The organism is Phytoactinopolyspora halotolerans, from assembly GCF_010550675.1.
Taxonomy (GTDB): Bacteria; Actinomycetota; Actinomycetes; order Jiangellales; family Jiangellaceae; genus Phytoactinopolyspora; species Phytoactinopolyspora halotolerans.
Map to the genome: position 1 here is coordinate 34,453 of NZ_JAAGOA010000024.1, position 15,654 is coordinate 50,106.

Below are 15,654 nucleotides of genomic sequence, written 5' to 3' on the forward strand. Positions count from 1 at the left end.
ATCACTGCGCCGGGGTGACGCTCAGTGTGCTGGGGTGACGCTCAGTGTGTCGGTCAGCCCCCGATGGTCCGACGCCGCGACCCGGCAGCGGTACACCGTGGACCCGGTGGTGTCCGGGCGTATGTAGGTACGGACGGTCATTTGGCCGTTCGGTGGCAGCCGGTGCGTGTCCCGCCAGACGCTCGGATCGGTCTGCCGACACGGGTCGCCCGGCCCGGCGCCCTGCATATCGAGGACCTGGAACGGGTTGCCGTGCAGGTGGACCGATCGCTCCTGCGCGTCGTCGTTGATCAATGTCCATTCCTCGACCGTCCCGGCCGTGACGGTGAGCCCGTCGTGCGTCTCGGCCGCGGCCACCCCGAGGTGTACCTTCCGATGCTGAACCACCGGATGGGTCGGAAACTCGGGCGCCTCGATCAGCTCCCGCGGCATCCGGTTGAACATGGGCCGGCCATCCACGGCCAGGGTGGCGACCTCCGTCGAGGCGTGCGCGGGCGATCCGGTGCCCGCGATGTGGCCGGAGTAGATCCGGTAGTGGCCCGCACGGTTGGCGCGGACCAGCAGCTCGGCACGGTTGCCGGGAGCGAGCATGATCGAACGGGCCGGGTGCGGGTCGCTGAACGGGATGCCGTCCTGCCCGACCTGATACAGCGTGTGCCCGTCGACGTGCAGCCAGACGGATTCGTCGGGATCCGCGTTGAGCACCCGCCAGCGCTGGATCTCACCGGGTCTGATGTCGATCTCGGGGTGGAGCCGTCCGTTGACGCTCAGGTCCGGGGCGGTGTCGCTGCCGCGGACAGGCAGAGCGGTCAGGACCATGGTCCGCTCCCTTATGCTGCGGATCTGTGCAGCCCGGTCGATGTCGCCGGTGATGATCATCGGTACGGCCGGTCCCGGCAGCGTCGTCCGCGTGGCCTCGTCGTAGATTCCGATGCGGTACCAGTGCAGTCCCGCCGGATGATCGGCCGGTACCTCGTATTCGTAGCGCTGACTGTCTCCGGGCGCCAGATGGGCGGGCACGTCGTTGCCGCGCCTGGAGCCGGTCCCCTTCGAGCCACGCATGCGCAGGCCGGCCGAGGTGGTGACCGGGGTGAGCAACTCGCCTGACCGGGCGGAGCCCGCCGTGCCGGTCGGGCCGGTGGCATTGTCGAGGCGAAGCTTCAGCCGATCGCCCGGCTGCAGCCGCAGGACCTCGCCCGGCACGGTCCCGTTGTAGGCATAGGTGCGCAACGAGTGATCGCCGACATGCAGCGTCTGATGCGACACCCGGAGCGTGTGCTCGAGGACGCCGTCGTAGCTGCGGACCTCCGGCAGGGTGTGCATGGGCTCGGCGGTGGACCGTGGCTCGCGTGGCTGGGGGAGAGAGACGGAGTCGGCCACAGGGGCGAGGAAATCTCCATTCGAGACGTCAGCCATGCCGTTGCGTGCCACCGGTGTGCTGTTACCCGGCAGCGGTGCGTGCCGCTTGATGGTCCCGGTGCGCCGGCCGGTCTTGCTCATCCCGAAACTCCGTTCTCGTCGCCACTCGGCGTAGCTGGTCACGATCTGGTTGCACGTGGGGTACCGAGCCATGGTGGCGCGCTTACGGGAGCATCACCGGGCATCTGGCTACATGGTTATCTCATTGTCATCTTTGATGTCGCCAAGGTGCCCGTTTCTTTAGAAAACGGGCTTGCCGCCGGTGACGCCGAGGACGGTCCCGGAGATGTAGCTGGCCTCGACGGGCGAGGCGAGGAAGACGAACGCGGGTGCCACCTCGACGGGTTGGCCTGCGCGCCCCATCGGCGTGTCCTGGCCGAACTTCTCGACTCTCTCCGGCGGCTGGGTCGCCGGCTGCAGAGGCGTCCAGATCGGGCCTGGCGCCACGGCGTTGACCCTGATGCCGCGTGGTCCTAGCTCTGCGGCGAGATTCACGGTGAAGTTGTTGATCGCGGACTTGGTCGCGGCGTAGTCGAGCAGCGAGGTCGATGGGTCGTAGGCCTGGATGGACGAGTTGTTGATGATGCAGCTGCCTTCGTGCATGTGCGGCAGAGCCGCCTGGGTCACCCAGAACAGCGCGTAGAGGTTAGTCCGGAAGACCCGGTCGAGCTGTTCCGGACTGATCTGCTCGATGCCGACGGAGCGCGCCATCTGAAAGCCGGCGTTGTTCACGAGGATGTCGATGCCATCGAGTTCGTCGACGGCGGATCCGACCGCGTCGCGGCAGGCGTCGAGCTCTCTAAGGTCGCTGGGTATGGCGACAGCCTGCTGTCCGGCGTCGGTAATGAGGGAGTTGGTGTCTTCGGCGTCGCGTTCTTCATCCGGCAGGTACGTGAACGCGACGTCGGCGCCTTCACGGGCATACGCGATGGCGACGGCTCGGCCGATGCCGGAGTCACCGCCCGTGATCAACGCACGCAATCCGGCGAGCCGTCTGCTGCCGTGGTAACTCTCCTCGCCATGGTCCGGCTTCGGCTCCATATCCCCGGTTAAGCCTGGCGGCTCTTGCTGCTGTGCGGGAAACTCCCGCGGGAATTCATCAGGGCGGAGGCGAAGACCGGAATCCGAACTCATGCCTGTGCCGATTACCCTCGTTGGGCGCCGAACAAACTGTGCCCGCTTCTCGTCAGCCTTGCTCGGGCAGATCGAGCAGACCTTGTACCACCTCGACGAGGTCGTTTCCGATGACGTCCGGCGGTGCGAATACGGCGGGGAAGCGGTCCTCCAACCGCGCAACCCAGCCGGTGGTCAAGCCGGCCTGGTGCGCGCCGTGGGTGTCCCAGGCGTGCGCTGCGACGAGCGCCACCTGTTCGGCACGGACACCCGTGCTCGCGGCGGCGTGCCGGTAGATGTCGGGTGCGGGCTTCCATCGCTGAACATCGTCGACGGTGAGGACCTGCTCGATGGTGCTGTCGAGGCCGGCGCGCTGCAGCAGACTGGTCGTGTTCCGGGCGCTTCCGTTGGTGAGTGTCACGACTCGGAGGCCGGCATCGTGGGCCAGGTGCACGGCATCCACGACATCGTGATGCGGATCGAGTCCCGCGAAGCCCGCCAGAATGTCTCTGATTGTCGGGTCGTCCAGCGTGGAATCGGTGCTGGAACGCAGGGCACTTGCGGCGATGTCGCTGAATGGCCGGTATCCGCCGGTGGCCGCGAGCGCGAATGCGTCCCGCAGCAGTGTGGAGAACCACAGCTCGAGGGAATGGCTGGGCAGGCCCGCGTCGACCAGCCGTTGCCGCATGGGCTCCAGCGAGAACATGGTCTCGATCACGTCGAATGCGATGACGAGTGGACGATGCGCCATGTCGTGATGGTGGTCCCGCAACGAAGAGTGCGCAAGACCCGTGCAGCGCCGGATGTGTCCGGGACGGCGTGTTGGATGAGATCAGCGATCCGCCTTGCGTTCGTATGTGTGTTCGATGTAGGGTGTGTTTATCAGTGTTGGAGCGGTGTTGTTTCTGGTTTCCGCTCGGTGTGTTTGAGTTCTGTGGTGGTTGGTGTGGGTTCGGCGGGTGTGGCCGGCCCGGTCCGTTGACCGTTGTGCCTTTTGGAGGCCGGCCGCCATGTCCGTTCAACCCCATCCCAGCGACGACGACGCCGTGCCCCGCGGTAGCGGCGACGAGCGTGCCCACCACGACACGCGCCCCGGCGACAGTCAGCGCCGCGACGGCGACGGCGAGCCCCGCCGTAGTAATGGCGACGGCGGGGAGCGCCGCAACGACGATGACGGCGCCGACGAGCGTCCCCACATCGATGACGAGGGCCTCAGTGACGGTCAGCGCCGCGATAACGACCGCGACGTGCCGGTGCGGCGTGGTGGTGATGCCGCTGCCCACCGCCGCGCCGACCAGCCCGGCCACGCTAGCCACGCCGTCGGCGACGGCGACGGCGACGGCGACGAGGACTCTGGCGGTGGTGGGCCGTGGCCGGTTCCGCAGGGTTTGGATGCGGTGCCCGCGGGTGCGGATCTGCTGGCGATGTTGGAGGACATCCCGATCGCGGGAGTGTCCGGTCGTGACACGGTCGAGGTGATGAAGGCGGCCTACCGCCAGGCTACCCGGGACCGGGCGTTGTTCTTGTTGTGTCTGCTGGAGACCGGGATGCGGGTACCCGGTTCGGCGGACACGCTGCAGCGGGTACAGGTGCCGGGGGAGTTCGCCCCGGAGGAGGCCCGCGCGGCGTTGGTGTGGTCGCGTTCACGCGCCGGGCGGGTGTTCGGTTTCGCCTACGACATCCATCATCGGCTGCCGATGCTGGGTCAGGCGATGCTGGCCGGGGTGTTGGACGAGCCCCGCGCGCAGGCGTTCGTGTCCTGGACCGACGGCCTCGATGATGATCAGGCCGGTTACATCTGCGCCTTCCTGCTCCCGGATGCGCCGGGGTTGACGGTGGCGGAGTTGATCGATGCGATCAAGAAGGCCGCGATCGCGATCGATCCCGAGTGGGCGGAGAAGAAGTACCGCAAAGCGATCCGGGGTCGTCGGGTGGTGGGTTCGCGTAACCCTGACGGTAGCGCGAACGTGGCCGGCTACGATCTGCCCATCGATCGTGCCGCCGCTGCGTGTGAGCGTATCGATGTGTTGGCGCGGGCGTGTAAGAAGGCCGGTGATACCCGCAAGATCGACCACATCCGGGTCGATCTGTTCCTGGGCATGCTCGACGGGAGTCTGGAAGATCTCGACGAAGACCAGATCATCACCCACATCCTCAACCACCCCTTCACCGACGACGAGACCACCACCGCCGACACCAAGACCAGCAACGGCGGAACCGGCCGTCCCAGCGGCGATGGCTCCGCCACCAGCAACGGCAACGACCGTCCCAGCAACGACCCCGACAACGGCACCGACGACGACCACGGCCACGGTGACGACCCCGACAGCGACGACGGTGACGGCTCCGGCGATGACGGTGACGGCTCCAGCGGCGGCGGTGACGGTGGACCTGGCGGCGGTGACGGCGGATGCGACGGTGGCCGTCCTGACGATCCGGACCACGGCAGCGGCCCTGACGCTCCCGACGACGACAGCCCCGGTGACGACGGTCCCGGCGCCAACGACGGTAATCCTGGCGCTGGCGGCGGTACGGGCCGTGATTCCGGCAGGCCGAGCGGTCGTGGTGATGGTTCCTCCAGCGCTCGCACCACGAGCACGAACATGTCCGGTCCTCACGATGACGCGGGCACGACTGGCCCTGCCGGCGACAACACAGCCTCGGCTGATGCGGCTGGTGCAGGTGCGTCATCGTCGTGCCCTGGTGTGTCTGGTTGGTCGGTGCCGGAGCTGCGCATCGGGCTGGCGAGCCTGCTCGGTGTGGACGAGCACCCCGGTGAGATACCCGCCTGGGACTTCATCCCCGCCGCCGTCGCCCGCCAGATCGCCGCACGAATGCATTCCGCGCAGTGGCGGTTCGCCATCTGCAACGACGACGGGCAGTTGATCCAGACCGGCATCACCACCGCCCGGCCCCGCTCACCCGACGAACAAACCGTGCGTCGGGATGCCCGCCGCGGCGGGATCCTCGAACTGCATGTCACCATCTCGATGCTGGCCCGCCTGGCCACCCTCGTCCACACGGACGCGAACGCCGACCCGGACACCCGGGCGGCAGACGAGCCTGCCCACGCCCAGATACCGGTGCAGGAGTGTGTCCGCTGGGCCGCGGTCATCACCGACCTCGCCCGCCAACACGCCACCGCCACCACCGGCGAGACCACCACCGGCACCCACACGGGTTCGAGTAACGGTTCCGGCACCGCGACGGGCCCCGGCACCGAGACGAGCACCGGCACCGGTACGGGTTCCGGCAACGGAGCGGGTTCCGGCAACGGCACCGCCAATGGCGCCGGAACAGGTGACGGTGCCGACCCGGGGGCGGGGGCGGGGGTGCGTCGGCGTCGCGCCGGGGCCGGGCTACGCCGGCACATCCAGATCCGAGACCGCTGCTGCACACACCCGACCTGCCGCATGCCCGCCGTACGCACCGACCAGGACCACGAACACGAATTCTGCCTCGGCGGGCTCACCGTCGCGGGCAACCTGGCCTGCCTATGCCGCCACGACCACCGCCTACGCCACGACGGCGGCTGGAAAGCCCACCGCCCCGACACCGGCACCACCATCTGGCACAGCCCGCTCGGACACCGCTACACCAACCGCGCCCCAGCGATCATCCCCACCCTGCCCAACCCCCACCCCGCAACCACCAGGAACGACCACCACACCAACGACGACGACGGAGCCGGCGACGACGGGCACGGCAGTAAGGCGCGTGTGGCCGAGAAACTACGCCGCATCCGCCACGCCACCACCATCGCGGCCGCGGACCAGCGTGATCGCCACGCCGATAGCGCCGGTCACACGGGAGAAACGACGGAGCCCGGCAACAGCACAGGACCCGATGACATGAGGAGTGGCACCGCAGAGGAGAACACGACGACAAGTCCCAGCGAACAACGCCTCAGCGTCCGCCCCGAAGACGACGAAATCCCGCCCTTCTGACACTCGTTCGGCCTACGAACACGGCAGTGATCATCTCTGCTAAACTAAGGTGAACAAAAGGTGAACGGCGAATGAATGAGAGGTGGATCATGAGTGATCGTACTCCGCCCCTGCAGGCAACATGGGTACAGGCCATCGATCCATCCGGACGGGTGCGCCTTGAGGAGCATTGGGTACCTGTGGCGGAGCCCCGGGAGAGCGCCAGCCATGACCGTGAGAGGCAGGCGGCTTAGTACAGAGCTGCTGGCCCGTGGCCGGTGAAAGCGCTGAGTAATTGAATCGGTGTGCGGTCTGGAGTGGTGAGAGGACGACGTGCGCCCCTTTTGCGAACGATGCGAAGGGGCGCATGGCGTCATGGTTCGAGTGATGCGCGTCAGCTATCTTCAGCGTTCTTCAAGACGCCCGTGAGGTGTTCGGCGGCGGCAAGTACGGCAGGGGCGTGGACCCGGCCCGGTTGCCGGGTGAGTCGTTCGATCGGGCCGGACACGGAGACGGCGGCGACCACGCGGCCGCTGGAGGACCGTACCGGTGCGGAGACGGACGCCACACCAGGCTCACGCTCACCGACGCTCTGCGCCCAGCCGCGGCGGCGGACGGCGGCAAGCATGGTTGCGGTGAAACGCGCACCTTGTAGTCCGCGATGCATGCGCTCCGGTTCCTCCCATGCTAGGAGGATCTGTGCGGCGGAGCCGGCAAGCATGGTGACGGTGGCGCCGACTGGGATCGTGTCCCGCAGGCCACTGGGGCGCTCCGCGGCGGCGACGCAAATACGCTGGTCGCCCTGGCGCCGGAAGAGTTGCGTGCTCTCTCCGGTTGCCTCCCGCAGTCTGGCGAGAACCGGCCCTGCAGCGGCGAGAAGGCGATCTTCGCCGGCGGCGGCCGCGAGCTCGGACAGGCGAGGGCCAAGCACGAATCGCCCGTGCAGATCTCTGGAGACAAGCCGGTGATGCTCGAGTGCGACAGCCAATCGATGTGCCGTAGGGCGCGCGAGACCTGTCGACGCGACGAGGTTGGCCAGCGTCGCCGGGCCAGCCTCAAGTGCAGATAACACCAGGGCGGCCTTGTCAAGGACGCCAACTCCGCTAGAGTTGTCCATGACTCGATATTGCCATCTCAGCATGCGAGATTTCAAGTCTCGGCCGGCTGACGCGCTCGGAGTCGTACACGACAAGATCATGACACCAAGGAGACGGCAATGGGGAAGACCCTGGCTGAAAAAGTGTGGGATGCGCACGTTGTGCGCCAAGCCGAGGGTGAGCCGGACCTTCTCTACATTGACCTCCACCTCGTGCACGAGGTCACCAGTCCTCAGGCGTTCGAGGGTCTGCGTCTGGCCGGACGGAAGGTCCGTCGTCCGGACCTGACCCTGGCCACCGAGGACCACAACACCCCGACGGTCGACATCGACAAGCCGATCGCCGATATCACCAGCCGCACACAGATCGAGACTCTGCGACGCAACTGTGAGGAGTTCGGGATCCGGCTGCACCCCCTCGGCGACGCCGAGCAGGGCATCGTCCATGTCGTCGGGCCGCAGCTCGGTCTCACGCAGCCCGGGCTGACCGTCGTCTGTGGCGACTCGCACACATCGACACATGGGGCGTTCGGCGCGTTGGCGTTCGGCATCGGCACATCCGAGGTCGAGCACGTCCTGGCGACCCAGACGTTGCCGCTGCGCCCGTTCAAGACGATGGCGATCAACGTCGAGGGACAGCTCAAGCCGGGAAGCACAGCCAAGGACATCATCCTGGCCGTCATCGCGAAGATCGGCACCGGCGGGGGACAGGGCTACGTCCTCGAGTACCGGGGCGAGGCGATCCGGTCGTTGTCGATGGAATCGCGGATGACCATCTGCAATATGTCCATCGAAGCCGGTGCCCGTGCCGGAATGATCGCACCGGATGAGACCACGTTCGCCTACATCGAGGGACGTCCGCACGCTCCGCAGGGCAAGGAGTGGGACGCCGCCGTCGAGTACTGGAAGACATTGCGCACGGACGACGACGCGGAGTTCGACGCCGAGGTGACAATCGACGCGAGCGAGCTGGAACCCTTTGTGACCTGGGGAACCAACCCTGGCCAGGGCCTGCCGCTGTCCGCCTCCGTGCCTGACCCGGAGAGCTTCGCCGACGAGGGCGCGCGGTACGCGGCGGAGCGGGCACTGCAGTACATGGATCTGAAACCGGGCACACCGCTGCGTGACATCGCAGTCGACACCGTCTTCATCGGCTCGTGCACCAATGGACGGATCGAGGACCTGCGGGCTGCGGCTGCCGTGGTGAAGGGCCGTCGCAAGGCCGACAACGTCAGGGTGCTCGTCGTTCCGGGGTCTCATCGGGTGCGTATGCAAGCCGAGGAAGAAGGGCTTGACACCGTGTTCAAGGAGTTCGGTGCGGAGTGGCGGCACGCAGGCTGCTCGATGTGCCTGGGGATGAACCCGGACCAGCTGGCGCCCGGGGAGCGGAGCGCCTCGACGTCGAACCGCAACTTCGAGGGTCGACAGGGCAAAGGTGGGCGGACTCACCTGGTGAGCCCGCTGGTCGCCGCGGCCACGAGTGTGCGCGGCACGCTGTCGTCCCCGGCCGACCTCGAGTCTGCCGCCAACTGACAACCCTCCGTGATGGTCGACGGTCAGCCGCAGCAGGGAGCAGCAGCGTCCGGAGGCGATCGATTGATGATCACGAGCGATGCGAACGAATAGAGGACACCATGGAGAAGTTCATCCGGCACACCGGCGTGGGCGTGCCGCTGCGCTACAGCAACGTCGACACGGACCAGATCATCCCGGCCGTCTACCTGAAGCGCGTGACCCGTACGGGCTTCGAGGACGCGTTGTTCGCGGCCTGGCGCGGTGACGAGACGTTCGTGCTGAATCAGCCTGCCTTCCGCTCTGGCTCCGTGCTGGTGGCCGGGCCCGACTTCGGTACCGGATCGTCCCGCGAACACGCTGTCTGGGCGCTGAAGGACTACGGGTTCAAGGCGGTCCTGTCGTCCAGGTTCGCGGACATCTTCCGCGGGAACTCCGGCAAGCAGGGCTTGTTGACCGGGGAGCTCTCGCAGGACGACATCGAGCTGATCTGGAAGGTTCTGGAGAACGAGCCTGGTACCGAGGTGACCGTCGACCTGGAGCAGCGTGAGGTGCGCTGTGCGGACATCGTCGCGCCCATGAGTGTCGACGACTACACGCGGTGGCGTTTGATGGAGGGTTTGGACGACATCGGGTTGACGTACCGCCACATCGACGCCATCGGCGACTACGAGGCCAGTCGGCCCTCCCACAAGCCGCGGACGCTCGTCTGAAGCGTGGTGGGCACGAGATAGCGACAGTCTCGGCGTTGTACGCGCCAAATTGAGCGCGGCGGGATTACCCTGGGCTGGACTATCCGGCGTCGAGAACTGAGTGGGAACGGTAAGGAGCGACGGTGGGGAAGAAAAAGCTGATCGATCGGATCGCTGAACGTTTCGACGGGAACCGCGAGGTGGCGCAGCACGCCTTGGACGCCGTCGTCGACTCCATCACCAAGTCTCTCGCGGCCGGTGAGAAGGTCGTGATCAAGAGATTCGGTGTGTTCTCCCAGCAGACCGAGAAGACCGACAAGAAGGGCAAGAAGTCCAAGAAGAGGGTGGTACCCACCTTCGATCCCACGGACGAGTTGCGTGACGTTGTCGCCGGCGTCAAGAAGATGCGCAAGCGGGCGGCCGAGTCGCTCTCGGTGGTACCCGCCCAAGCAGCCCATGTTGCCGAGACCGCCACACGCGCAGCATCCTCGGCTGCCCGCGCGGCCGCTGGTGCCGTGCGCGGAGAATCCGCACCCGAAACAGCAGAGCCGGCCACGGGCGGCACCGAAACGGCTCCGGCGAAGAAGTCGGCGGCGAGTAAGTCGGCTCCGGCCAAGAAGTCGACGGCGAGTAAGTCGGCTCCGGCCAAGAAGACGGCGGCGAGTAAGTCGGCTCCGGCCAAGAAGTCGACGGCGAGTAAGTCGGCTCCGGCCAAGAAGTCGACGGCGAGTAAGTCGGCTCCGGCCAAGAAGTCGACGGCGAGTAAGTCGGCTCCGGCGAAGAAGACGGCGGCGAGTAAGTCGGCTCCGGCCAAGAAGACGGCGGCGAGCAAGTCGGCTCCGGCGAAGAAGACGGCGGCGAGTAAGTCGGCTCCGGCCAAGAAGACAGCGGCGAGTAAGTCGGCTCCGGCGAAGAAGTCGACGGCCGCGAAGTCGGCTCCGGCCAAGAAGACAGCGCCCACGACGCCGCCCCGGCAGGCTCCGTCTTCGTCGGAGACGACCACCGGGTCGTCCGGATCGACCGGCTCTTCGTCGACGGGCACGACGCCGCCTGGCAACAGCTGACGAGTGCGGCGATCGGCGCGGCGGGTTCGGTGCCGCCGCGCTTCAGCGTTGCCGGACTCAGCGCGGCCGAGCTTCGGTCTGCCGCACTTAGAATGCGGCGTCGAGTTGCACGATAACGGACTCGGTCCGTGGGCCCAGCCCGATCCGCATCGCGTCCCAGAGGTCCACTGCCGTGTCGATGTCGCGCCGAACCGACGGCACACCCGGGACATCGAGCTCCACTGCACCGGCAGCGCGGTGTGCGGCGCGCGATCGGCCGCCGAAACGCGGGTCGAACTCGGCTCCGGGCAAACACGCGTAGAGCGTGGTGCCGATACCGACGGCGTCTGCCAGGAATGACGTCGGGTACATCGTGGCGGCGGTCAGCACACGCTTCAGCTCGTCGGCCCGCAGCGCCGGCAGGTCCGCGGACAACGAGGCGACCGCAGCGTCCGGTCGCCGGGTGCGGACCGTCGCGGCGCCGTGCCGCAACGCTGCGTTGAGTCCGGACGCGGGGGTGTCAGCGATGACGGCCGCACCCAGTGTGCGGGCCTCCGCAGCAGCCTCCTCATCGTCGGTCACCACGGTGACGGTCGATACCACCGTGCAGGCCAGCGCCGCAGCGATCGTGTCCGCAGCGAACGCCCTGGCCACATGCGGTCGAAACTCCCCGACAGCGTCGGCCAGCCGGGTCTTGGCGTACTCCGGCCGTTTCACAGGCACGACGATTGACCACCTGACGCCGGCATGTGCCGCATCGGAGTTCACACCCGCGTCGAGGTCGGCATGCGGCGTGCTCTCCGGCACCGGTTCAGTGGACATCAGGGTTCTCTCCAGTCTCGGTCCAGCCGTTCGGCGGTGTACCGGCCAGTCTCCTGCTCCAGTCTTCCAGCCTGGCGTCGGCGCTGCCTGACGGGATGGCGCACTGGCCCCGCCCACGAACCGCGTCGGGGGATCGGACATCATGTTCATCGCCCGGTCCTTCCGGCCAGCTAATGTGTGGTTCGGGTGACGACGAGGCCGGGTGGCGGAGTCGTGTCGTCGGCGGCGGCCATGTCCGGTCATGAAGGAGGAATCTGTGGCGCGATCGAAGCAGCGGGTGGGAGCCTTCCGGATCGTGGCGCACATCGTGCGACCTCTGCTGATGGTGTTCACCCGCCGGCAGTGGGCCGGCACCGAACGGGTGCCGCCGGCCGGCGAAGGGCTGGTGGTCGCCGCGAATCACATCTCGCATCTGGACCCACTCACGCTCGCGCACTTCTTCTGGGACAACGGTCGGGCCACACGGTATTTAGCCAAGGAGAGCCTGTTCCGTATTCCGGTGATCGGGCGGATCATCTCCAGTTGCGGGCAGATTCCTGTGTATCGCGGGACCGGCGACGCCGCGCAGGCGTACCGGGCTGCGGTGCAGGCCGTCCGTGACGGGGAGTGCGTGACCATCTATCCCGAAGGAACCATCAGCCGCGACCCGCAGCTGTGGCCGATGGTGGGCAAGACCGGAGCGGCGCGGGTGGCTTTGGAGACCGGGTGTTCGGTGCTTCCCGTGGCGCAATGGGGGGTGCAGACGATCCTCGCGCCGTACTCGAAACGTCCACGGCTGCTGCCGCGGAAGACGGTTCATGTCCGAGCCGGTGCGCCGGTGGACCTGGGCGACCTTCGCGACAAGCCGGTGACCAGCGCTGTTCTACGCGAGGCGACGGATCGGATCATGGCCGCGGTCACCGCCGAGCTGGAGGCCATCCGCGGCGAGGCGGCACCGGCTGAGCGTTTCGACATGCGTGCCGCTGAAGAGAGCCCGGAAGGGGGCGACTCGGGCCCAGACGAGGGCCCGACAGGATCGGGCGAGGAGTCACGTTGATGCCGGACGGCGCGACACGAACACGGGCCGCGGTCTTCGGTGCCGGGTCGTGGGGCACCGCATTCGCGCTGGTGCTTGCCGACGCGGGAGCGGAAGTCCGGCTGTGGGGCCGGCGGCCGGAGCTGTGCGAGACGATCAATCGCACACACGTCAACGCCGATTATCTCGACGGCGTCACGCTTCCGGCATCGATCCGTGCGACGCACGATCCGAAGGAAGCCGTGGACGGCGCCGATGTCGTCGTGCTCGCTGTGCCGTCGCAGAGTCTCCGGATGAACCTGACCGAGTGGGCAGGTCTGATTCCGTCCTCTGCGCTACTCGTCAGCTTGATGAAAGGCATCGAGCTGGGCACGGCTAAGCGGATGAGTGAGGTGATCGCCGAGGTCACCGGCGCTGCTGGGGATCGGATCAGCGTCGTGTCCGGGCCCAACCTGGCCCGCGAGATCGCCGAACGCCAGCCGGCGGCGAGCGTGGTCGCCGCGGATACAGACGAGCTCGCACGACGTATCCAAGGCATGTGCCACACGACGCATTTCCGCCCGTACACCAACACCGACGTGCTCGGTACCGAACTGGGCGGCGCGGTGAAGAACGTCATCGCGCTGGCGGTGGGGATCGCCGTCGGCCTCGGCTTCGGCGACAACGCCCGCGCCAGCGTCATCACCCGGGGACTGGCCGAGACGACGCGGCTGGGGCAGGTTCTGGGTGCCGACCCGTACACGTTCTCCGGCTTGGCCGGCCTCGGCGATCTGGTCGCCACCTGCTCCTCACCACTGTCGCGCAACCGCACCTTCGGTGAGCGGCTGGGCGGCGGCATGAGTGTCGACGAGGTGGTGTCGTCGTCTCGTCAGGTGGCCGAGGGGGTCAAGTCGTGCGAATCGATCCTCGAACTGGCGGGTCGCGCGGGTGTGGACATGCCGATCGTCGAGCATGTGGTGGGCGTGGTCCGAGGTGAGCTCGCGCCGCGAGAGATGCTACGGTCGTTGCTCTCGCGCACGGCCAAGCCGGAACGCCATGGACACTGAGTGCGCAGCACGAGATAGGGTCTGTCGTCGTGAACCAAACGCCGCGCAGAATCCGGGTTGCCGTCGTCTTCGGTGGACGCAGCTCTGAACATACGATCTCCTGCATCACCGCCGGCGGCGTGCTCGGCGCCATGGACCCGGACCGCTACGAGGTGGTGCCCATCGGCGTGACGACCGAAGGCCGGTGGGTGCTGGCCAGCGGCGAGCCGGAGAAGCTGGCGATCAGCGACGGGCAGCTTCCGGAGGTCGCGGACGAAGGCGGCACCGTCGTGTTACCCGCGGGATCCGGCCTGGTCGTTCAATCTCCCGGTGAGGTGCCGCGTGAGCTGGGCGCGGTGGACGTCGTCTTCCCGCTGCTGCACGGTCCGTACGGCGAGGACGGCACGATCCAGGGATTGTTGGAGCTGTCCGACGTCCGTTATGTCGGGTCGGGTGTGCTCGCGTCGGCGGTCGGTATGGACAAGCACGTGATGAAGCTCCTGCTGCGCGCGGCCGGTCTGCCGGTGACGCGGCACGTGCTGGTTGAAGCGGGGCGCTGGGAACCCCAACGCGAGCGGGTCGCCGCAGGTGCGGCCGATCTAGGCTGGCCGGTATTCGTCAAACCCGCGCGCGCGGGCTCCAGCATGGGGGTGGCCAAGGTCACCGAGCCCGCGGAGCTGGAGCACGCCGTTCTGGCGGCCCGGGAACATGATCCGAAGGTGCTGGTGGAGGAGGCCGTCACCGGGCGCGAGATCGAGTGCGGGGTCTTGGAAGGTGTCGACGGTGGCGACCCCGAGGCGAGCGTGCTCGGCGAGATCCGGTTCGATGCGAGCCACGAGTTCTACGATTTCCAGGCGAAGTACCTGCCCGAGGGCGACGTTCATCTCGACATACCGGCGGACGTCGACGCCACCACGTCGGAGCGCGTGCGGCAGATGGCAGTGGCCGCGTTCAGGGCGTTGTCCTGCGAGAGTCTGGCCCGGGTGGACTTCTTCCTGCAGCCGGACGGCACGGCCATCGTGAACGAGGTGAACACGATGCCCGGGTTCACTCCGACGTCGATGTTCCCGATGTTGTGGGCCAAGTCGGGTCTGGACTACAGCGCGCTGGTGGATCGGATGATCACCACGGCCCTCCGTCGACCGCTCGGCCTGCGCTAGGCACGATCCCACGGTCATCAACCGTCGGCCCGGCTATGGACCGACCATGGACCGGCCGACGGTTGGTGATCACGGGGCATGGGAAGGGCGGTGTCAGCGGAGTGGACGTTCCGGGATCACGTCAGCGATCACCGGATTGAGTTCTTCGAGGATGAAACCCTCCGGGGCGTAGTCGTCGGGGATGGCTACCTCGACCATCGTCTCGCGGTCGGTGGCGGTGAAGAACGTGCCGCCGTCGCCCTCTTCGGCGAACCATCCGATCCCATTGATGTCGAGCAGTTGCGCGTCCGGACGGTAGGAGCCGGGGAGGTGCACCCCGCAGCGGAGCACAATGGCCGGCTGGCCCCACGCCGCCACGGGTAGTGAGTCAGGTTCGACATCACGACGGACGGCGTCGCCGAGCACGTCCGGCAATCGATCGATCAAAGTTGCACACGTCTGCGAGCTGCCGGCCTCCAGTTCATACTTGTCCACCGAGACGGCGCCGAACCCGCAGCCGGCGAGTAGAAACGCCCCGATGCTGACGATCAGAGATGGACGACCGGGCACGTGAGTGTTCGGGTGATTCCCTCGACGCCCTGGACTCGCGCGACCACGAGCTTGCCGAGGTCATCGACGTTGTCTGCTTCTGCTCGCACGATGACATCGTAGGGCCCGGTCACGTCCTCGGCGAGTGTGACCCCCTCGATCTCCGAGATCTCGCGGGCGACCTCCGCCGCCTTTCCTACCTCGGTCTGGATCAGGATGTATGCCTGCACCACCACGAGTTGGCCTCCAGCTCTTACGGAATGATGGTTGTGCCAACCTACATCTTGCCGCAGCGGAAGAGGA

Annotated in this window: 14 protein-coding genes; 7 read left to right on the top strand and 7 right to left on the bottom strand. The window is 67.2% G+C overall.

Annotated features, from left to right (window positions below; translation table 11 throughout):
• Positions 1–21 precede the first annotated feature (21 nt).
• From G1H10_RS25935 to G1H10_RS25945, 3 genes are all read right to left on the bottom strand, one after another.
• Positions 22–1,572 carry a multicopper oxidase family protein gene (locus tag G1H10_RS25935; RefSeq protein WP_163743435.1) on the bottom strand — a complete coding sequence of 517 codons (1,551 nt, stop codon included), beginning with the start codon at positions 1,570–1,572 and terminating at the stop codon, positions 22–24.
• An 87-nt stretch (positions 1,573–1,659) separates the two neighbouring features.
• Positions 1,660–2,460 carry an SDR family oxidoreductase gene (locus tag G1H10_RS25940; RefSeq protein ID WP_246219958.1) on the bottom strand — a complete coding sequence of 267 codons (801 nt, stop codon included), beginning with the start codon at positions 2,458–2,460 and terminating at the stop codon, positions 1,660–1,662.
• A gap of 145 nt (positions 2,461–2,605) precedes the next feature.
• A complete protein-coding gene (locus G1H10_RS25945) occupies positions 2,606–3,283 on the bottom strand; it encodes a haloacid dehalogenase type II (RefSeq protein ID WP_163743439.1) in 678 nt (225 codons plus the stop codon).
• 259 nt (positions 3,284–3,542) lie between these two features.
• On the opposite strand from G1H10_RS25945, the gene G1H10_RS25950 reads away from it, so the two are divergent.
• Positions 3,543–6,479 carry an HNH endonuclease signature motif containing protein gene (locus tag G1H10_RS25950; protein ID WP_163743441.1) on the top strand — a complete coding sequence of 979 codons (2,937 nt, stop codon included), beginning with the start codon at positions 3,543–3,545 and terminating at the stop codon, positions 6,477–6,479.
• Positions 6,480–6,852: 373 nt separating this feature from the next.
• On the opposite strand, the gene G1H10_RS25955 is transcribed toward G1H10_RS25950, so the two are convergent.
• Positions 6,853–7,575: an IclR family transcriptional regulator gene (locus G1H10_RS25955; protein WP_163743443.1), complete on the bottom strand. Its 723-nt coding sequence runs from the start codon at positions 7,573–7,575 to the stop codon at positions 6,853–6,855.
• 99 nt (positions 7,576–7,674) lie between these two features.
• Here G1H10_RS25955 and leuC point away from each other — a divergent pair, with 99 nt between their 5' ends.
• The 3 genes from leuC to G1H10_RS35150 all read left to right on the top strand — a co-directional run bounded on the left by leuC (position 7,675) and on the right by G1H10_RS35150 (position 10,822).
• Positions 7,675–9,087 (top strand): 3-isopropylmalate dehydratase large subunit, encoded by a 1,413-nt coding sequence (gene leuC / locus G1H10_RS25960; RefSeq protein WP_163743444.1) that lies wholly within the window; start codon positions 7,675–7,677, stop codon positions 9,085–9,087.
• Positions 9,088–9,188: 101 nt separating this feature from the next.
• Positions 9,189–9,779: a 3-isopropylmalate dehydratase small subunit gene (leuD, locus tag G1H10_RS25965; RefSeq protein WP_163743446.1), complete on the top strand. Its 591-nt coding sequence runs from the start codon at positions 9,189–9,191 to the stop codon at positions 9,777–9,779.
• Positions 9,780–9,958: 179 nt separating this feature from the next.
• Positions 9,959–10,822, top strand: coding sequence for an HU family DNA-binding protein (locus G1H10_RS35150; RefSeq protein ID WP_376778666.1), 864 nt, complete (start codon positions 9,959–9,961; stop codon positions 10,820–10,822).
• A gap of 87 nt (positions 10,823–10,909) precedes the next feature.
• Here the strand turns inward: G1H10_RS35150 and cofC are convergent, their stop codons facing one another.
• Positions 10,910–11,623 carry a 2-phospho-L-lactate guanylyltransferase gene (gene cofC, locus G1H10_RS25975; protein WP_163743450.1) on the bottom strand — a complete coding sequence of 238 codons (714 nt, stop codon included), beginning with the start codon at positions 11,621–11,623 and terminating at the stop codon, positions 10,910–10,912.
• Between the two features lie 256 nt (positions 11,624–11,879).
• Here cofC and G1H10_RS25980 point away from each other — a divergent pair, with 256 nt between their 5' ends.
• Genes G1H10_RS25980 through G1H10_RS25990 form a run of 3 tightly spaced genes read left to right on the top strand, consistent with a single transcriptional unit; the run spans position 11,880 to position 14,823 of the window.
• Entirely contained in the window at positions 11,880–12,659 is a 780-nt protein-coding gene (locus G1H10_RS25980; protein ID WP_216853673.1) for a lysophospholipid acyltransferase family protein, read from the top strand.
• The gene (locus G1H10_RS25985; RefSeq protein ID WP_163743454.1) at positions 12,659–13,684 is read left to right on the top strand and encodes an NAD(P)H-dependent glycerol-3-phosphate dehydrogenase; all 1,026 of its coding nucleotides are present in this window, start codon (positions 12,659–12,661) and stop codon (positions 13,682–13,684) included. The genes G1H10_RS25980 and G1H10_RS25985 overlap by 1 nt, the downstream gene beginning before the upstream one ends.
• Positions 13,685–13,713: 29 nt before the next feature.
• Positions 13,714–14,823: a D-alanine--D-alanine ligase family protein gene (locus G1H10_RS25990; RefSeq protein WP_163743456.1), complete on the top strand. Its 1,110-nt coding sequence runs from the start codon at positions 13,714–13,716 to the stop codon at positions 14,821–14,823.
• A 93-nt stretch (positions 14,824–14,916) separates the two neighbouring features.
• Here G1H10_RS25990 and G1H10_RS25995 read toward each other — a convergent pair whose 3' ends face one another.
• Both G1H10_RS25995 and G1H10_RS33435 read right to left on the bottom strand, forming a co-directional pair.
• Positions 14,917–15,372, bottom strand: coding sequence for a DUF3515 domain-containing protein (locus tag G1H10_RS25995; protein ID WP_163743457.1), 456 nt, complete (start codon positions 15,370–15,372; stop codon positions 14,917–14,919).
• Entirely contained in the window at positions 15,351–15,584 is a 234-nt protein-coding gene (locus G1H10_RS33435) for an Lrp/AsnC family transcriptional regulator (protein ID WP_312856643.1), read from the bottom strand. Before G1H10_RS33435 ends, G1H10_RS25995 begins: the two co-directional genes overlap by 22 nt.
• Between the last annotated feature and the right edge of the window lie 70 nt (positions 15,585–15,654).